General features: G+C 62.4%; 12 protein-coding genes and 1 tRNA gene. 9 read left to right on the top strand and 4 right to left on the bottom strand.

Annotated elements, in window-relative coordinates:
* The first annotated feature begins 57 nt into the window (after positions 1-57).
* From EB231_RS31000 to EB231_RS30980, 5 genes are all read left to right on the top strand, one after another.
* Positions 58-1,011, top strand: coding sequence for a DMT family transporter (locus EB231_RS31000; RefSeq protein ID WP_172352199.1), 954 nt, complete (start codon positions 58-60; stop codon positions 1,009-1,011).
* Between the two features lie 321 nt (positions 1,012-1,332).
* Positions 1,333-2,430 carry a polyamine ABC transporter substrate-binding protein gene (locus EB231_RS30995; RefSeq protein WP_172352198.1) on the top strand — a complete coding sequence of 366 codons (1,098 nt, stop codon included), beginning with the start codon at positions 1,333-1,335 and terminating at the stop codon, positions 2,428-2,430.
* Between the two features lie 81 nt (positions 2,431-2,511).
* Positions 2,512-3,651, top strand: a complete 1,140-nt coding sequence (locus tag EB231_RS30990) for an ABC transporter ATP-binding protein (RefSeq protein ID WP_172352197.1) — start codon at positions 2,512-2,514, stop codon at positions 3,649-3,651.
* Between the two features lie 9 nt (positions 3,652-3,660).
* Positions 3,661-4,629, top strand: coding sequence for an ABC transporter permease subunit (locus EB231_RS30985; protein ID WP_172352196.1), 969 nt, complete (start codon positions 3,661-3,663; stop codon positions 4,627-4,629).
* Entirely contained in the window at positions 4,626-5,444 is an 819-nt protein-coding gene (locus tag EB231_RS30980) for an ABC transporter permease (protein WP_140774844.1), read from the top strand. Before EB231_RS30985 ends, EB231_RS30980 begins: the two co-directional genes overlap by 4 nt.
* 91 nt (positions 5,445-5,535) lie before the next feature.
* On the opposite strand, the gene EB231_RS30975 is transcribed toward EB231_RS30980, so the two are convergent.
* Entirely contained in the window at positions 5,536-7,389 is a 1,854-nt protein-coding gene (locus EB231_RS30975) for an AsmA family protein (protein ID WP_172352195.1), read from the bottom strand.
* Between the two features lie 199 nt (positions 7,390-7,588).
* Between EB231_RS30975 and EB231_RS30970 the strand changes: the two genes are divergently transcribed.
* Positions 7,589-9,559 (top strand): acetoacetate--CoA ligase, encoded by a 1,971-nt coding sequence (locus EB231_RS30970; protein WP_172352194.1) that lies wholly within the window; start codon positions 7,589-7,591, stop codon positions 9,557-9,559.
* Positions 9,560-9,804: 245 nt separating this feature from the next.
* Here the strand turns inward: EB231_RS30970 and EB231_RS30965 are convergent, their stop codons facing one another.
* Positions 9,805-13,719, bottom strand: coding sequence for a PAS domain S-box protein (locus EB231_RS30965; RefSeq protein WP_172352193.1), 3,915 nt, complete (start codon positions 13,717-13,719; stop codon positions 9,805-9,807).
* A 247-nt stretch (positions 13,720-13,966) separates the two neighbouring features.
* Here EB231_RS30965 and EB231_RS30960 point away from each other — a divergent pair, with 247 nt between their 5' ends.
* From EB231_RS30960 to EB231_RS34990, 3 genes are all read left to right on the top strand, one after another.
* Positions 13,967-14,425: a phasin gene (locus tag EB231_RS30960; RefSeq protein WP_056566362.1), complete on the top strand. Its 459-nt coding sequence runs from the start codon at positions 13,967-13,969 to the stop codon at positions 14,423-14,425.
* Between the two features lie 355 nt (positions 14,426-14,780).
* A tRNA-His gene (locus tag EB231_RS30955) sits at positions 14,781-14,857 on the top strand.
* Between the two features lie 50 nt (positions 14,858-14,907).
* Positions 14,908-15,501, top strand: coding sequence for a hypothetical protein (locus EB231_RS34990; RefSeq protein WP_206681874.1), 594 nt, complete (start codon positions 14,908-14,910; stop codon positions 15,499-15,501).
* Between the two features lie 51 nt (positions 15,502-15,552).
* Here the strand turns inward: EB231_RS34990 and EB231_RS30945 are convergent, their stop codons facing one another.
* Together EB231_RS30945 and EB231_RS30940 are read right to left on the bottom strand one after the other, a co-directional pair.
* The gene (locus tag EB231_RS30945; RefSeq protein ID WP_172352192.1) at positions 15,553-15,876 is read right to left on the bottom strand and encodes a DUF982 domain-containing protein; all 324 of its coding nucleotides are present in this window, start codon (positions 15,874-15,876) and stop codon (positions 15,553-15,555) included.
* Positions 15,877-18,333: 2,457 nt separating this feature from the next.
* Positions 18,334-19,368: an NAD-dependent epimerase/dehydratase family protein gene (locus EB231_RS30940; RefSeq protein ID WP_172352191.1), complete on the bottom strand. Its 1,035-nt coding sequence runs from the start codon at positions 19,366-19,368 to the stop codon at positions 18,334-18,336.
* Positions 19,369-19,419 lie beyond the last annotated feature (51 nt).

Below are 19,419 nucleotides of genomic sequence, written 5' to 3'. Positions count from 1 at the left end.
CAGTTCTTTGTCGTCCCTTGCGCATCGTCCCGTCCACAAAGCTCGACAGTCGCGCCCATGACAGACGCAGCATCATCACCGGCCCCTGTCGCTTCGGCCTCCTCGCCGCGCGAGGAACGCGTCGGCATGCTTCTGGTTTTCCTCTCGGCGCTGATGTGGAGTTTCGGCGGCACCATCGCCCGCTTCATCACCGTCGGTGACAGCTGGACGGTTATCTTCTGGCGCTCGGTTTGGGCCGCCGCCTTCCTGCTCTCCTTCATGGCCTGGCGTGACGGCTGGCGCGGCATGCTGAGATCGTTTCGCGACATGGGCCTGCCTGGCCTTGCCGTCGGCTTCTGCTTCGCCATCGCATCGACCTCCTTCGTCGTGGCGCTAGCCTACACCACTGTCGCCAACATCCTTTTGATGCAGGCCGGCGTGCCGCTTCTGGCGGCGCTGTTTGCCTGGGCGCTGTTTCGCGAACGGGTTGGTGTCGTGACCTGGGTGGCGATTGCCGCCGTCATCGCCGGCGTCGCCATCATGGTGTCGGAATCGATCAATGGCGCCGTCTCGCCCATAGGCGACGGGCTGGCGCTGCTGATCGCGTTGATGTTCTCGATCGCCACCGTCATCACAAGGCGGTTCGCCAGCGTCAGGATGACCCCGGCGACTTGTCTCGGCACGATCCTGGCCGCGGGCCTTGCCGTCTCGCAGGCGTCGACCTTCACGGTCTCGGCCGGCGACATGGGCTTTCTCTTCGCGTTCGGCGTGGTCAATCTCGGCATTGGTCTTGCCTTCTTCGCCACCGGCGCGAGGCTGATCCCGGCTGCCATCGCGGCATTGCTTGGCACTTTCGAGCCGATCCTTGGGCCGATATGGGTCTGGCTCATCCATTCCGAAGTGCCGTCCGGACGCACCATCATCGGCGGCACGGTGGTGGTCACGGCGCTGCTTGTCCATATCGGTCTCGAGTTCAAACGCCAGGCACGGCCACAGCGAGCAGGTGTCACCGGGGTGCCGTCGCCGAATTGATGCGGGCGCCGATGCTTTGCCATTGACAACCTCGCCGCCGCCCGGGCAGGCTGGGAGCACGGCAACAACAAGACAGGCGTATCTTGCCAAGTCTCCCCGGCGGCCCGATCGAGACCGGACCATATTTCTGTATTTCTGTCCGCGCGGCGGCGAAAGCTTCTGACGGCACCGCGATTCCTTCCAGTCCGGGTCAATTGCGTGGCCGCGACCGGCGCGCCAATCGCCGCTTGTTGTCCCCTGGAAAGCTCAATAGTCTGAAACAAATGCCCGGACGCGCGTCGCGACGAGCCGGCGATGGAACACTCACCAAAGGAGAATAGCATGATCCGCAAAGCGCTCTGGCTTTCGGCGACCTCGGTATTTCTGACATTGTTCACGCCCGCCGGGCATGCCGAGGATCGCGTCGTCAATGTCTTCAACTGGTCGGATTATATCGACAGTTCGATCATCGACGATTTCACCAAGAAGACCGGCATCAAGGTCGTCTACGACACGTTCGATTCCAACGAGATCCTGGAAACCAAACTGCTCGCTGGCGGCAGCGGCTATGACGTCGTCGTGCCGAGCGGCAACTTCCTCGCCCGCCAGATTCAGGCCGGTGTGTTCCAGAAGCTCGACAAGTCGAAACTGCCGAACCTCTCCAACATGTGGGACACGGTTTCCGAGCGGACCGCCAAATATGATCCCGGCAACGAATACTCGGTCAACTACATGTGGGGCACGGTCGGCATCGGTTATAACACGAAGAAAGTGCAGGCGGCACTGGGCACCGACAAGATCGACAGCTGGGACGTGTTCTTCAATCCGGATAGTCTTGCCAAGTTGAAGGACTGCGGCGTCTACGTGCTGGACTCGCCGGCCGACATCATACCGGCGGCGTTGAAATATCTCGGCCTCGACCCGAACAGCACTTCGCCCGACGATATCGCCAAGGCCGAGGAAGCTTTGCTCAAGGTTCGTCCCTACATCAGGAAGTTCCATTCGTCCGAGTACATTAACGCGCTCGCCAACGGCGACATCTGCCTCGCGGTCGGCTGGTCGGGTGACGTGTTCCAGGCCCGCAACCGCGCGGTCGAGGCCAAGCAAGGCGTTGAAATCGGCTATTCGGTGCCGAAGGAAGGCGCACAGATGTGGTTCGACCAGATGGCGATCCCCGCCGATGCGCCGCATGTCGCCGAGGCACTTGAATTCATCAACTACATGATGACGCCCGAAGTGATCGCCAAATCGTCGAACTACGTGCTCTACGCCAACGGCAACAAGGCATCGCAGCAATTTGTCGACAAGGCGCTGCTGGAGGATCCGGCTGTCTATCCGGACGACGCGACCTTGCAGAAGCTCTACACGGTCTCCCCTTACGATCCCAAGACCCAGCGTATCATCACGCGCAGCTGGACCAAGATCGTCACCGGCCAATAGCATCTGAAGCGACCCCCGGCAGACAACTGCCGGGGTCGCGTATTTTGGGGCACGAAGCAAGAAACAGCACGGAGTGGGGATATGAAATCGCTTGGCAGCATCCGTAGGGATTTCGCGCCATGGAACGACCCGAACGCCAAGCCATACATCCAGTTCGACAACGTCACCAAGAAGTTCGGTGACTTCATCGCCGTCAACAATCTGTCGCTGACGATCTTCGAGCGCGAATTCTTCGCCCTGCTCGGCGCCTCCGGTTGCGGAAAGTCGACGCTGCTCAGGATGCTTGCCGGCTTCGAGGAACCGACGGCCGGCCGCATCCTGCTCGACGGCCAGGACCTGCGCGGCATTCCGCCCTATCGCCGGCCGGTCAACATGATGTTCCAGTCCTATGCCCTTTTCCCGCATATGACGGTGGAGAACAACATCGCCTTCGGCCTCAAGCAGGAAGGCATGCCCAAGCCCGACATCGAAAAGCGCGTCGCCGAGATGCTGAAGCTGGTCAAGCTCGAGCAGTTCGCCAAGCGTAAGCCGCACCAGCTTTCCGGTGGCCAGCGCCAGCGCGTCGCGCTCGCCCGCTCGGTCGCCAAGCGGCCGAAGGTGCTGCTGCTCGACGAGCCGCTGGGGGCGCTCGACAAGAAGCTGCGCGAGGAAACCCAGTTCGAACTGATGGATTTGCAGCAGGAACTTGGGCTGACCTTCGTCGTCGTCACCCACGACCAGGAAGAAGCGATGACCATGGCCGATCGCATCGCCATCATGGACAAGGGCGAGGTCATGCAGGTGGCGACGCCGGCGGAAGTCTATGAAGCCCCGGCCTCGCGCTTCGTCGCGCATTTCGTCGGCAACGTGAACATGTTCGAGGGCAAGGTCGCCGAGCGGTCGGCCAACACCACCCGCATCACTGGCGCGACAGGTGCCCAGATCGTCGTTGAAAACAGCGCCGATACCGCAGCCGGTTCCGACATCGTTTTCGCCATCAGGCCGGAGAAGATCAAGGTGTCGTCGAAGAAGCCCGCGGACGCTGTCAATGCGCTGGAAGGCGAGGTCTACGACGTCGCCTATCTCGGCGACATGACCGTCTACCACATCAGGCTGGATGACGGGCAGATCATCAGAGCAAGCGCGCTCAATGCGGCGCGGGTGACCGACGATCCGCTGACCTGGAACGACCGCGCCTGGGTGTCCTTCCGGCCCGACGCCGGCGTCGTGCTGGCGCGGTAGGGGGCTGATATGTCCAACATCGCTGTCACCGATGCCGCCGGGCCATCGACTGTCGCCAAGCCGTTCCTGACGCGGCTGGGTGCCGGCTTTGTCAACCGGCTCGTCATCATCGTCCCTTACCTCTGGCTGCTGTTCTTCTTCCTCATCCCGTTCATCATCGTCTTCAAGATCTCCCTGTCGCAGACGGCAATCGCCATGCCGCCCTACACGCCGGTGCTCGATTTCAGCGATGGCGTCTCCGGCTTCTTCGCCGGGTTCCGCGACCTCAATTTCGACAACTATGTCTGGCTGACGCAGGACGCGCTCTATTTCAAGGCCTATGTGACGAGCGTCATCATTGCCGCGATCTCGACCGCGCTGACACTGATCGTGGGCTATCCGATCGCCTATGGCATGTCACGTGCGCCGGCCACCATCCGCCCGACCTTGCTGATGCTGGTCATCCTGCCGTTCTGGACCTCGTTCCTGATCCGCGTCTATGCCTGGATCGGCATCCTCAAGCCCGAGGGCCTGCTCAACCAGCTGTTGCTTGCCACCGGCATCATCAGTCAGCCGCTGATCATCCTCAACACCTACACGGCGATCTTCATCGGCATCGTCTATTCCTATCTGCCGTTCATGGTGCTGCCGCTCTATTCGTCGCTGGAGAAGATGGACTATTCGCTGATCGAGGCCGCCAAGGATCTCGGCTGCCCGCCGACATCAGCTTTCTGGAAGATCACCTTCCCGCTGTCGCTGCCCGGCGTCATTGCCGGCTGCCTGCTGGTGTTCATCCCGGCTGTCGGCGAGTTCGTCATCCCCGATCTGCTCGGCGGATCACAGACGCTGATGATCGGCAAGACGCTCTGGAATGAGTTTTTCGCCAATCGTGACTGGCCGGTGTCGTCTGCCGTGGCCGTCATCCTGCTGTTGTTGCTGACCGTGCCGATCATGCTTTTCCAGCAGGCACAGGCACGTGCCCAGGAGCAGGGCAAATGAACGCCACCTGGAGCCGCTTCAACGTTACCTCGATCGTGCTTGGCTTCGCCTTCCTGTACCTGCCGATCGTGCTGCTCATCGTCTTCTCCTTCAACGAATCCAAGCTCGTCACAGTCTGGGGCGGCTTCTCGACCAAATGGTACGTGTCGCTGTTCCACAATCAGGGCCTGATGGACGCCACCTGGGTCACGGCGCGTGTCGGCGTCATTTCGGCGACGGTGGCGACCGTGCTCGGCACGCTGGCGGCGCTCACCCTGACGCGCTACACCCGCTTCCGGGGCAGGGTGCTGTTTTCCGGCATGGTCTTCGCGCCGCTGGTCATGCCGGAGGTCATCACCGGCCTGTCACTGCTGCTGCTCTTCGTTGCAGTCGGCCTCGACCGCGGCTTCTTCACGGTAACGCTCGCCCACATCACGCTCACAATGTGCTTCGTGGCCGTCGTGGTGCAATCGCGCCTGGTCTCCTTCGATCGTTCGCTGGAGGAGGCGGCAATGGATCTCGGCGCAACGCCGGCGAAGACCTTCTTCCAGATCACGCTGCCGGTCATCCTGCCGGCGATCGTGTCCGGCTGGATGCTGGCCTTCACGCTGTCGCTCGACGATCTTGTGATCGCCAGCTTCACCTCTGGCCCGGGCGCCACGACGCTGCCGATGAAGATCTACAGCCAGGTCCGCCTCGGCGTGACACCGGAGATCAATGCCGCCTGCACCATCCTGATCGCCGTCGTCGCGGTCGGTGTCATCGTCGCCTCGATCGCCAACAAGCGGCGGGAGGTGCAGCGTCAGCTCGACGAACAGGCTGCGCAGCGCGGGTGAGCATCTCGAAAGCGTGCCCTCGGGCCTGGCCCCCCGAGGGTGGCAACCGGTTTTCGGACGAGACGATATTCAACTGAAGGAAACCGCGCTTCTATTCGCCCGAAACGCCGCGGCTAATCGGGGAAATGAACGGCGTACTCCAGGTTCCGCCGACGAAGAAGGACGACTGGTTGGGCCCCTGCTGGCCGTTCTTCTGGGCCGCCGCCTGGTCAGGCTGGATGACGCCGCCCGACAGTGCCAGCCCACGTCCCGCATAGGAGGCGATGCCGGAAAGCCAGATCTTGTATTTCGCCGAATTGGCTTCGGCCTTGTCCAACCTCGCCACGCCGCGTGAAATGGTCGCCTTCACTTCAGCGCCGTCGATCGGCAGTGTCCCGTCCGAGACATCGTCGAGCGCGAAGAAGCCGCCCTGTTCTGTATGCTTGAGAAAGGCAGGCAGGTTGAACTTGCTGAGCGCGCCGGGTCCGAAGGTCGCCGTGACCGAGCCGTCGGCGTTTTCAAAGATCGAATCCCAGGTCCTGCCCGGTCCCTTGAGGATGACTGAAACGGTGCCCGTGCCGACCGGCACCAGCCGGGTCATCCCCGCCGCCGTACCGAACGCCCCGCCATCGACATCGGAAGCAAGCAGCCGGATCTCGACCTGGGTGCCCTCGGGCTTGCGGTCGAAACGAAGGCTGGTCTGGATGTTGCCCCCAAAGGCCGACGCGTCGGAGATATCGAAGACGGAAAGACCGTCCTTGACCTGGGCGGTGGCGGCGACGTCGGCGAGCTGGATAGTGCCAGCCGTGGCATGTGCCGCCGACAATCTGAGATCGAGATTGATCCGATCGGCGAAGCTTGTGTCGACGTCACCCGGTCCAGCCCCACTCGCCGGCCCCAGCGGCGTGAAGGCGGACAGGAACGATCTGAGGTCGAGCGTATCGAAGGCGAGCGTGCCCGAGATCACCGGCTGGGCGTCGCCAAGCGACAAGTCCAGCGCGCCCATACCCGGATTGTTGTCCAGCGCCAGCGCGGTGTTCTCGAATTTGACGCGTCCGGCCGACGCCGTGACCTTGCTGGAAATGCTGACGGAACCGATCGCCGCGCTCGGTGCGATGCCGGCCTGCGACCATTCCAGCACCCGGCGCAGCGAGGGGGCCGCGAACTTCACCTGGCCGTCGAAATAGGCGTTCTGGGACATGTTGGCGGTGCCGTCGAAGGAGAAGGTGGCGGGCGCTGCCTTGAAGGACAGGGTGAGCGGCGCCATGCCGCCGGCAAACAGCACCAGCGGCTTCGGCGAGGCCGCGTCCAGGGCGACGCTTTCGCCACGCCAGATACCGGTTGCCGACAGTGTCGCATTGCTGTTCATCGCCGCCCAGGTCGCCTGGCCGCTAAGGCTGCTGAGGATCTCCACGTCCTTGCCGTTCACGGAAGCCACCATGCGGCCGTCCCTGAACTCGACCGTGCCGAAGGCGTCGGTCGGCAGCTTGTCGAGGTCGGGCTTGGCGGGATCGGCATTGACCACGCCGCGCGCCGTGTCGATGGAGCGCGCGATGCGACCGCCCGTCGGTGCGGTCGGCAGGAACAGGCCATCGGCCGTGCGCTGGACCCGGATCGTCGGACGCACCAGTCGCGCCGTGGAAAACGCCACGTCGCCTTGCAATGCCGCCATGGCCGACAGGTCGATTTCCACCCGTTCGGCTTCGACGACCGGCGGTGCATCGGTGTCCGTCCACTTGGACAGCGTCACATCGGTCAGGATTGCCCGGAATTTCGGCCAGACCTCGATGCGCGGCGAGCCTTCGATGGCGACCCGGAAGCCGCTCCAGGCGCTCATTTCCCAGGCGATGCGGTCGCGCACGATGCGCGTCGAGGCGATCAGCGGCAGCGCGGCGACCACCAGAGCAATGACGATCACGGCAGCGCCGATCGCCCATACTCCGCGGCGGATCAAGGATGATGGCATTTCGCCCTATATGCTTCCGTTCCGATTAATCGCCCGACGGGTGTAACCCCAGTCGTCACTACGACTTAGGACTGAGGCATTTCAAGTCTTTATGGCCCGGCGATGGCATTTGCGCACACCTGGTCGCTTCGGCCCAACAAAATCTTGCTCTGCTGCGCTGCGATATGCATAAGCGATGGCGACCGTGGGAGGATCGATCATGGCTGCCGAAGTACCGCTCTGGACCCCGACGCAAGACCGGATCGATGCTTTGCCCTTGACGGCTTTCCTGAAGGCCGCGGAGGCGAAAGCGGGGGCCACATTCTCTTGCTATACCGACCTTCACCGCTGGTCGATTGAGGATCGCGAGGCGTTCTGGAGCCTGATGTGGGACTTTTCCGGCATCGTCGGCGACAAATGGACCAATGGGGGCGAGCGCGTGCTGGCCGATGGCGACAAAATGCCGGGTGCCTCGTTCTTCCCCGACGCGACGCTGAATTTCGCCGAGAACCTGCTGAAGAAGACCGGCGCCGGCGAGGCGATTGTCTTTCGCGGCGAGGACAAGGTCGAGCGGCGGCTGTCCTGGAATGAGCTGCATGGCCTGGTCTCGCGTCTGCAGCAGCTCTTCCTGTCGCTCAAGGTGAAGAAGGGTGACCGCATTGCCGCGATGATGCCCAACATGCCGGAAACCGTCGCGGCGATGCTGGCGGCGGCCTCGATCGGCGCGGTGTGGTCATCCTGCTCCCCCGATTTCGGCGAGCAGGGCGTGCTCGACCGCTTCGGCCAGATCGAGCCTGTCATCTTCATCGCGCCCGACGGCTATTGGTACAATGGCAAGGCGATCGAGGTCGCCGACAAGGTCGCGGCGATCGCGGCCAAGCTCGGCAGTGTCCGCAAGGTTCTGCTCGTCGATTATCTCGGCACCTCGGTCGACGTGGCCGCGATCATCGACAAGGCCGTGGCGATGGAGGAGGCGCTGGCGCCCTTTGCCGTCAAGCCCGTCACCTTCGAGCGGCTGGCGTTTTCGCATCCGCTCTACATCCTGTTTTCATCCGGAACCACGGGCATTCCCAAATGCATCGTCCATTCGGCCGGCGGCACGCTGATCCAGCATGTCAAGGAGCACCGACTGCATGCCGGGCTCGTCGACGGCGATCGCTTCTTCTATTTCACCACCTGCGGCTGGATGATGTGGAACTGGCTGGTGTCGGGCCTCGCCTCCGGTGCGACGCTGCTGCTCTATGACGGTTCGCCCTTCTACCCCAACGGCAATGTCCTGTTCGACTTCGCCGATGCCGAGAAGATGACCTTCTTGGGCACCTCGGCGAAGTTTATCGATTCCGTGCGCAAGGCCGGTCTCAAGCCGATCGGCAGCCACGATCTGTCGACCGTGCGGGCGATATCCTCCACCGGTTCGCCGCTGTCGCCCGAGGATTTCCGCTTCGTCTACGAGGGCATCAAGAAGGACGTGCATCTGGCTTCGGTTTCCGGCGGCACCGACATCGTCTCGTGTTTCGTGCTCGGCGTACCGACCGAACCGGTGTGGACCGGCGAGATCCAGGGCCCTGGCCTTGGCCTTGCGGTCGATGTCTGGGATGACGACGGCAAGCCGATCCGGCGGGAGAAGGGCGAGTTGGTCTGCACCAAGGCCTTTCCGTCCATGCCGATCGGTTTCTGGAACGACCCCGACGGCAAGAAATACCAGGCGGCCTATTTCGAGCGTTTCGATAATGTCTGGTGCCATGGCGATTTCGCCGAATGGACTGAGCACGGCGGCATGATCATCCACGGCCGCTCCGACGCCACGCTCAACCCGGGCGGCGTGCGCATCGGCACGGCGGAGATCTACAACCAGGTCGAACAGATGCCGGAAATCCTGGAAGCGCTGTGCATCGGACAGGATTTCGACAATGACGTGCGCGTCGTGCTGTTCGTGCGGCTGGCCGCGGGCGTCCATCTGGACGAGGATCTGGAAAGACGCATTCGTGCCAAGATCCGCGGCGGCGCCAGCCCCCGCCATGTCCCGGCCAGGATCGTCGCCGTGTCGGACATTCCCCGCACCAAGTCGGGCAAGATCACCGAACTCGCCGTGCGCGACATCGTGCATGGGCGCGCCATCAAGAACAAGGAAGCACTTGCCAACCCGGAGGCGCTGGAGCTCTTCCGCAACCTGCCGCAGCTTGCCGAATGACCCGCCCGTCATGGTTAACGGATTATGTCTCGGGAATTTACCTAGATTTCACGAGTGGTACACATTCGTAAATTTTTTGGCGGCCCGGTAAGGACTTGTTAAGGCCCGACCTCGATAGTCGCATGTAACTTGAGGGAGAAATCCCGTTCCTCAGCCCCCGGAGGATCTGAATTCGCTCAAGCCCCCGTTGTGACAGCAATCCCATCTCTTAAGGCGTCCTTTGGGCGCCTTTTCTTTTGAAGTCGCTATTCCGCGAGCACCCGGGTCGAGGGAAAAGCGACCTCGACGAGCGTGCCTTCGCCAGGTGTCGAATTGATGGTGAAGCGAGCGCGGTTTGCTTCCACCATCGCCTTGGTCAGCGGCAGGCCAAGGCCGGTGCCGTCGCCGCGCCCGCGCTTCAGCGCATTGATCTGCTTGAACGGCTTCAGCGCTTGTTCGATCTCGGCCTGGCTCATGCCGATACCAGTGTCGCGCACCCGCATGACAACATCCCCCGAGGTCTCGTAGGCGGTCGAGACGATCACCTGGCCGCCGGCCTGGGTGTAGCGGATGGCGTTCGACAGGATGTTGAGCGCGATCTGGCGCACGGAGCGCAGATCCGCCACCACTTCCGGCAGCCGCGAGGCGAAGCTTGAGCGGATGATGACGCGTTCGCGGTTGGCCTGCGGCTGCATCATCGCCACCGTCTCGGCCAGCGTGTCGTTGAGCGACACCGCCTCATAGGCCATTTCCTGCTGGCCGGCTTCGATCTTCGAGATGTCCAGCAGGTCGTTGACCAAGTCGAGCACATGGTTGCCCGAGCGGTTGATGTCTCTGAGATAGTCGCGGTAGCGGTCATTGGCGACCGGCCCGAACTTCTCGTCGACCATCAATTCGGAAAAGCCGATAATGGCATTGAGCGGCGTGCGGATCTCGTGGCTGATGCGAGCCAGGAAATCGGTCTTCTGCGAGGACGCCCGTTCGGCCACCGCGCGTGCTTGCGTCAAATCCTCTTCGGCTCGCTTCCATTGCGTGATGTCGCGCACAACGGCACAGAAGCCGCTGTCGTTGGGCAGCCGGCCGATGGTCATGAACAGCGGGATGAAGCGCCCCTGCGCTTCGCGCCCGATCACCTCGCGGCCGTCATTCAGGACGCTTGCCACGCCGGGCTCGGACAGGCCGGTGAGATAGTCGCGTGCCGCGCGCTGGCTTTCGATGGCAAACAGCGAGGCGAATGGCTTTCCGGTCACCTCGTCGCTGTCGAAGCCGAACAGCGCTTCGGCCGGGCGGCTGATCGAGCGGATGGTGCCGTCGCTGCCGATCAGCACGACACCGTCGGTGGCGGTGTCGATGATGGTGCGCATCTCGGCGATGCGTGCCTTGAGTTCCGAAATGTCAGGCTGCGTCGGCTCCTCGCCGACCACGTGCAGGGCCGCCGGCGCGTCATCCTCGCCGGAACGGCGCACGACCAGCATCAGGGCCTTGCCGTCGCGCCAGGGCACGGAGCGCAGGATGGCGTCGATCGGGAATTCCTGGCCATCGCGCGTCTTCAGCCGGAGCGCCCGGTCGCTCCCGTCGGAGGCGCCGTCATCCCCATAGGGGTCGGCAAACAGCGCACCCAGGCCGCCGGCATCCGCGAGGTCCTCGAGTGCTGCGTAACCGGTCAGGTTCAGGAACTCCTCGTTCGCATAGTGCAACTGGTCGCCCGAATGGATGAGCAGCGGCACCGGCAGCTTGCCGAGCAGCAAGGTGTCCGGAGCCTTGCTTTCGTCGCCGACGGAAAAGGCCGATGGCACGAACCCTTCGGTCTTGAGCGGCGGCACCCGCAGGCGTGGGCGTCCAGCCGGGCTCTCGACGGTGTCGGCTGCACTGGCGGCTCCACCGTGGAGTGCGGCGGCCCGCCCATCAGCGGCCGCGGCTTCCTCGCCGTCGGCCCAGTCCTCATTGTCCTCGGCATCGCGAAAATCGGCCGATGTCATGCTGTCGTCATCATCGACGGCATCATGCGTGGCGTCTTTGGTATCAGGTCGTTCGGCCGCGACCGGCTCGGTCCCCCGCGGCTCCGCCACCGCGGGTTCTGAAACCGGGGGCTCGTCATTGTTCGCGACAGGACCGGGTTCATCATCCCGGTCGGCGTAGTCAAGCAACGAACCGCTCACACCAGGCACATCATCCACTTCGTCCGGGTGACCGCCATCAAGCCGTGCGAGATCCGCCTCGTCCTCGGCATCGGTCTCGGATGGCTCGGCCAGCGCCGCATCCTCCTGATCCGGCACGGCATCAGGCTCCGCTGCGACCTCGCCGGCGGGTACGATCGGAGCCTCCGTCTTCGCGGTCGGGGCCTCAGCCGGCGTCTTGACCGCCGGTTCCGTCGGGCTTTCGATGCCGGGCTTGTCGATTTCCGGCGGCTCGGCCGGCGCACTCTCCTTCTTCAGCCGCTCGCCGATCTCACGGAAGGCGCTACGCTCCAGCGTCGACAGTCCCTTGTCATTGGCCGGTTGCCGGTGTTCGGCCAGCCGGATGACCTTGTCGGCAAAGCGCCGCTCCTGTTTTGGCACGATGGTCAGCGCCGGCACCTCGCCCTTGAACGGGTCCGCCGCGTTCGGCTCCTCGGCCTTCGGCACTTCCGCCTTGGGCTCTTTGGCGGAAGCTTCGACGGTTTCCGGTACGGACGATGCTGGGGCCTGGCCATTGGGTATCAGGGCCATGCCGATCGCTTCCGGATCGACGACCGCGTCACTGGCGCGCGCAACGCCGAAGCCGCGAAAACCTTCGAAGGCGCGGTTGCGGCCATAGACAGGCAAAGCCGCGAGGTCGACGGGGATCTTGAGGTCGGTGCCGACCACGGGCCACAGCACGGAGCGGCCGGACCAGGTGTCGCGCCGCTCCAGCAGGCCGGCTATCTCGCCGGACGCGTCAAGGCCGAAGGTCGCCGCGACATCCCTGAAACGGCGGCCGATCACGTCGGCGGCCGGCTTGCCGACGATGTCGGCGAATTCCGGCGACAGCGCGCTGAACCTGCCCTCGGCGTCGGTGCGCCAGACAAAGCGCATCGGCGCCGCCGAGCGGTCTATCGTCCGGGCGGCCGAGCTTGTGGCCGGGACAGCCGGGGAGGCGGCCTCGTCTTTTTTCGCGCTGTCCGCCGAAGCCTCGGTTCCGATTGCTTCGGCCACGGCTTTTGGCTCCGGCGCGGCTGGCGCGTCCTCCTCACCCGCATTGAAGTACCAATGATCATGCTGTGCGGTCGTGCCGCCCGCGACCGGCTGATCATTGTCGGCGGCAGCTGGTATTGGCCCGGCTGGGGAGAGGGCTGGCTGCTGCTCAGGCGCGGCAGTGCCCGTCGGTCCCTCGATCGCCTTTGTCTGTGAAACAGCCGCCGGCGGCTGATTGTCCTGGTGAGACTCGGATTCTAAGGAAACGCTCTTGGCCGCTGTTGTCGCGCCGCCAATCTGATTGGCGGGGCTCTCCGTCGCTTCGGGCAGTCCGTCCGCCGAAGCTTCTGCGGCAGGCATGTTGTCCTCGAGCTGATCCTCGTCGATCACCACCAGGAGATGCCGCTCCGGCGTCAGCCGCGCTAGGCCGGCCGGGTAGGAGGTGCTGCCGCCCGGAACGAGGCGCTTGACGATACGCTCGCCTTCGGCAGTCACATCCGCCACCAGGGCGGCCAGCGTCGCGGGCTGGATGCCGAGCCTCGAAAACCCGTCCGATGCCGCCTCGACATTGCCCCCCGCATCGATGAAGGCGATGAAATGGCCGTCTTCGGTGAAGCCGCCGATCGCCCGGCTGGCGATCTCGGCGGCACTGCGCGAGCCTGTCTGCGCCGCCGGCACCGCCAGCATGATCGCCTTCTCGCCATCGGGCAGCGCCACGGCACTGGCAAGGAAGCTGACAGCGCGACTGGTCATGCCCGTTGCCAGCCGCACCATGATGGCGCGATCGCTGCCGATCTCGGGAAAGCCGCTGGTCGCCATGATCTGGCGGCGGGCGATCAGCGGCAGCCGCGCCGAGGCGCCGATGATCGCTTCAATGTCGGGATAGCCGAACACGGCTGCGCCCGGCCCGTTGGCCCAGATCACCTGCTCCAGGTCCCCCGACAGGATCGCGATCGCGTCGCCGGCGGCAAAACGCTGGCGGACCGCGTCGAGCACGGCGACGTCGAGGAAGGAATATTCGGACGGCATGCGCTTGGCGAACCCTCACGGAGCGGCGAGATTGCAGTTAACGCTTTGTTAATAAAAGCCGCAGCCACGAAGGTCCACAAGCCAGAACGTGCAAAGGCTGGAATTTGGGCTCTTGGTTAACGGCCCGAAAGATTTTTTTGTGCACTGCAACAAAGATATTGCAATGCACAAAATTTGCCTTTATATTGCCATCATACATGAACGAGACGGCTTTCTGTCAAAGCCGCTGCCGCTGAAAGGATGGAAAATGTCCAGGACCAAGACTGCCGAGACGATCGAAAACGTTGAATTCCCGAGCTTCGACGCTTCCAAGGCCACCGACCAGATCCGCGCTTTCGCCGAAAAGGGCGTTGAGCAGTCGAAAGAGGCCTATGCCAAGCTCAAGACCGGCGCCGAGGAGACCCAGAAGGCTCTGGAGTCGACCTACGAGACCGCCAAGACTGTTTCCAGCGACCTGTCGCTCAAGACCATCGCGGCACTGCGCGCCAATGCCGAAGCCGGTTTCTCGCATCTCGAAGCCCTTATCGGCGCCAAGTCGCTGTCGGAAGTCATTGAACTGCAGACCGCCTTCCTGCGCAAACGCGTCGAGTTGTCCGTCGAGCAGGCCAAGGAGTTGCAGGCTGTCGCTTCCAAGGCGGCCGAAGACGTCTCCAAGCCGATCAAGACCGCCTTCGAGAAGGCGATCAAGGACATTAAGGCTGCCTAATATTTGCGCATGATCAGGAGATGCAACAAAAGGTCGCATTTTCTTCAAACTGATCAAGCGTATGATGCCAGCCATCAAGGAATACCCGGCGAGTGGAACCTCCTCCCTCTGCTCCCCGGGGTGACCAGCCAGCTCCTCCTCCCGCTGGCTCGTAACAGGAAAAGGCCGGCACCTCCTCCCGCCGGCCTTTTTCTTTGCCCGGTGGATATTGCTCGGCGCGGCGACATGTGGGGAAGTGGTCTTTGCTTCGCAAAAGCCTTGAATTAAAATCCATAAGCCCGTAAGGACGCATCGCCGAACGACAGAGTGGGTCAAGTGGAACGCGTTTCCGACGAGATCACCCTCAGGCAAATGTGCCGTTGTAGCTCAGCTGGTTAGAGCGCCGGATTGTGGATCCGGAGGTCGCTGGTTCGATCCCAGCCAACGGTACCATCGGCTCTCCTTTTAAGTGCTTGAATTTGTGATGTAATTTACCGATTCTGGTGACCGGCATTGCGGCAATGTTGGGTGAAAATCCACAGGCGGCGCGTGTCCGATACCGCACGGCCGTCAAGCGTGCCGAGTCGCTGGGTTTCGTCTATCGACCACTCGCCGAGATCCTGGTCGCCGAGCCGCTCGATACGATTCTGCAACGGGTCGAGAGCACAATAGGGGAGCCCGCCAAATCACCATCTGTCGACGCCGTCGGCGGCGCGGTCGACCGTCCTGACGACAAGATATCGGAAGCGCTGGATCTTCGAGGTGCGCGCGATTCTGAGACATCGGCCCGAGCAACCAAGGGCTCCTTCGGCTGTAAGCGACCACCTTGCGTCCGCCAAACGTGGAGGTGCAGCACGTGCGGCAACAGAAATCCCGAATGCTTTCAGCCAGAAGCAATAGAATTCTTGCAGCGGGTCTTCAACCGCCTTTGCATTGGAGCGAGTTTTGTTCGCGGCACGTTTATCGAGGAGTTCTTGGTGGCTTCATTGATCCCTGCTCTACCAGCTGGAACTGATCGCGAGCAATTCGAGCGCGCGCCGATTGTGAAGCGAGGCATCTATGCCGACAGTTCGATATATCGATACTCCAATCCATGATGAGCTCGCACTGTTCGCTCTTCATTCCGATGATCGACTTTCAAGGTCGACCTAACGGCCAGTCAAAACCTCGGTCCGCCCATCATAGGCTGCCATCCACTCTTCTGCTGCGCGTGCCACCGCGAGTTCGATTGCGTCCGGCGCAAGAATTCCGTGGGCTAGAGCAAAGGCCTCAAAGGCAGCGCGAGCCGTCTCAACGTCTTCCTTGCGGGCAAGTGCGGATTGGCAAAGGGCAACTGACGCTGTGTATTTCGGGCTGTGCCGCCCCGTCCATTCATCAAGGATTTGACGGGCTTCCTGCACAGAGGACACCGCATGGGGAAAGCCAAGGCCCACGAATACGTGAACAGGGTGATTGAAGCGGTGAGCAGACATCGTTTGCAGCTCCGTTGGATTGAACGGTGGCCCGACTACCAAGTCTGGCGTTTGGAGGGCGCATCTGGGCAGTCGGGCCGGGGACCATTGCTGGCAATCGAATATTCTCGTGCTCTCGGCAACGATGCAAGTAAGCCTTAAGGACAGCGCATATCCTCCGAACTTGGAGTAGCCGCGCCCCAGGCGCCGGTGCCATCCGGGAAGTCTAAGCAAGAGCGCAGTTCGCGATTAGCGCCATCTTACGCCGAGACACGTCTTGCTTCTGGTTGAACCGCGGCAAAGGCCGATGGGCCGGTTTTTGCGGCGGCTGGAGCGAATGGCGGTCAGGAAATGGCGTTCGTCCTGACGGAGACCGACGGGTGTTGGGTTTCCGGCGTTCAGTCCCGGCGCTGTGTGATAGGCGCCGGTGCGGCGGCTCTCTTCTACGAATATCCAGGGGCTTTCGTCGAACTGACGAAGCAGCCCGATAGTCCGTCGTTGGGGTAGGTTTGGCTGACCCCGGGGCCTAGCCGACACGGCAAGCCGGCTAGCCCAACCCAAGTTAGCAAACCTGCAAACAACGCCCAGCAGGTCCCGCTCCTGTATTGTCCCATTGCGGGACGGGGTGCTGGCATCGCTCTTGCGTCGGAAGGGTACCGGGTGATTCCGGTCCTGATCGCGTTCCTGATCAGGTAGTGGGCTCGCCGGGCTTGAGGTGGTTGGGGTCTTCGCCCGGCGAGTTCATGTGCCCTTTGCATCCAAGCTCGATGAACTCTGCGGCGGCCCGGTGCCCGGTTGGGATTGGGGAGGACACCGGGCCTAACCGACGGGTGGTTTATGAGAACGACCCCGCGGGGGAAGATATACGCCCATGACAATCTGCTCGAAAGTCAAACGAACGAGGTACAAAGAACAACAATTCGGACGCCGGGCGATGACCGACAAACCTGTAGCAACGCATGTGGTCAGCGCGTAGAGAAGCCGCATTGGCGCACCGGGGTAAGACCCAGACACGGCCGGCGCGCTTCTGCTGGGAGCTTGCCTGAATGGCGCCGGCCGGACGGTTACTTTCCAGGTTCGCCGCAACGTTACAGTAGCTGATTCTTGACGTAACGTCAGATGGCTGGTGCGGCTGGATATACTAGCTACGATCTCATTGTCAGACGGCTCGCAAGCGCCTCAAGTTCATCAAGCGTCAACTCAATCTGGTATCGGTATTGCGAACCGCTTGCGTAGATACCGCCGGCATCTATCGAAAGTATGACCACCCCCGTCTCGGATTTGATATCGCCATCGCCCAACGGTCTATGGAAAATAGTTCGAGAAACGCCCTCTCGTTTCGCAGGTCCTACTAGGATCCGCATTGCCCACCTCGTCCTGTTGCTTCGACAACTAGGAAGCAGCTAGAAGCAATTGCGGCCAAATCAAGGCTGTCCCAATATGGGGCAAAGTACAGACGGCGCTGTTCGGCGTTTAGGGACTGCGCTTTGGCTTTCCGCTTCGCACGGCAGCCGTGATCATGCGCGCGATGGCGATGGAACATTTATGGCTGCGATACGGCCGCGAGCCAAGCGGACCGCTGAACGCGCCCGTCCCAAGAACCGCAAGCTACTAGGTGCGCGGCGATGAGCGGTGCAAAAGCATTTGCAACGCGTGGCGCCGGCACGTTGACGGACGTGAATTGAACAAGGAGAAACTCCCCAGCGGATGAGGACGAATGCAGACCAGGAACGACGAGACGCAAGTTGTCTTGCCTGCCGCCCTTCGCGGAGGTCCGAAGGGATATCCGTGAACCTCATTGCCCGCCGCCAGCATCCAAGTTGGCGTTGGGAGCTTTCGAACTTTCTGCCTAGCCACAGCCGAGTTGCGCGCACCGCCTGGGCCACCCAATTAGGGCCTCACGGAAGGAGAACCGCACAAGACGCGCGACTACACTCCGCCAGCTCAACCATCCATGTTTCTCTACCATTCTGTTGCGACCGTGGCCGAGACCGATATCGAAGGTAATTCTCGCTCATCTGGCCATGGCGCGCCGCAGAGTGATCCCGCACACGAAGCCTTGCCGAAGGCGGAACTCGCCATGTTCGACTCCGCCAATTCCTGCACTCTGTCGGACGCGGGAAACTACACATTCGCAGGCGCCTTGCGCGCCATCTTCACCAAAGGCATTGCAAGCAGTTGTCAAAGGAGGGGCATGGACGCGGTTGCCGGAGCCAGTTGTCTGGGGCTGGCCAAATTTGGTGCACGTCGATGCGCCGTGTGGTGGTAGTAGAAACGCACGGCCTCGGCACCGCGATGGACGCCATTTGAGATAAGGAGATCCGCCCCGGCGGATGAGGACCGATGCCGGCGACGGAAGGCACGTTATCCTGCCAGCGGCCGTACCAACAATGAGACGGCCGGACCGCGCTCAATTGCTTGTGACGATGCTCCGTCAATCCGATGGAAAACTGCGCCACGACGGTTCGAGCGTTACGTTCATGCGGCCGAACCACACCGTCGCAGAGCACGGAAGGCCCCAAGGCGCATCCCGAGTGGGTCGTCAGTCACCTGCTCGCGATTGGCGCGCCACCATTCGACTAGGCGGGTGAGGCCCTCGTCGAGATCGATGGTCGCCTTGAAGCCCAGCATCTTCTCTGCCTTGGACGTGTCGGCCAGTCGCCGCGAGACCGGGTTCACCTTGCGCTCGGGCCCGTACTCCGGCTGGAGGTTGGAACCCATCACGCGCAGGAGCGAGGCGGCCAGGTCGTTCAGGCTGGTCTCCACGCCGCTGGCGACGTTAAAAACGTCGTCCTCCACGTCCGACATCAGGGAAAGTATGTTGGCTCGGGCGATGTCATCGATATAGACGAAGTCCATGGTGGTGGACCCGTCGCCGAGGATCAGCGGCGGTTGGCCGGCGTCGATGCGGTCCATCCAGCGGATCAGAACCTCGGTATACTTACCATGCAGGTCCATGCGCGGGCCGTACACGTTGAAATAGCGCAGCGCCACGTAGGGCAGACCGTACATGTCGTTGAACGAGCGCAACAGGCCTTCCAGCATGACCTTGCTGGCCCCGTACCAGGTACGGTTGTTGTACGGGTGGTGGCTCTCCTCGGTCGGGAAGAGGTCGGCCAGGCCGTAGACCGAGGCAGAGGAGGCCGCACAGATTTTTTTAACGCCCTTGGCCTGGGCGGCCTCAATGACATTGTAGCTGCCGTCGCACATGACGCCCAGGGCTTCGCGAGGCTCGGCAGCGCAGGCGATGACCCTCAGGGTTGCCATGTGGATGACGGCGTCCATGCCGTCGGTGGCCTTGTGGACAGCCGCGACGTCGCGAATGTCGCCTTCGACGAGTTCGACGCGCGGGTCTTGCAGGGAGTCCTTGACGTTTTGCAGGCTGCCGCGGACCAGGTTGTCGAGGATCACGATCTTTTCGGGCGCGTGCTCCTTCAGCAGCAGGTCGATGGTGGTCGAGCCGATCAGACCGCAGCCGCCAGTCACCAGGATTCGAGAGCCTTCAAGTTTCATTGTATTTCCCTGTCATCGGTTTGGAGGCGCCTTTGCAGGCCTGTTTCCGGT

Origin of the sequence: Mesorhizobium sp. NZP2298 (assembly GCF_013170825.1) — a bacterium.
GTDB lineage: Bacteria > Pseudomonadota > Alphaproteobacteria > Rhizobiales > Rhizobiaceae > Mesorhizobium.
The sequence above is the reverse complement of the archived record's forward strand: the minus strand, read 5'-3'. Positions and strand labels throughout refer to the sequence as shown.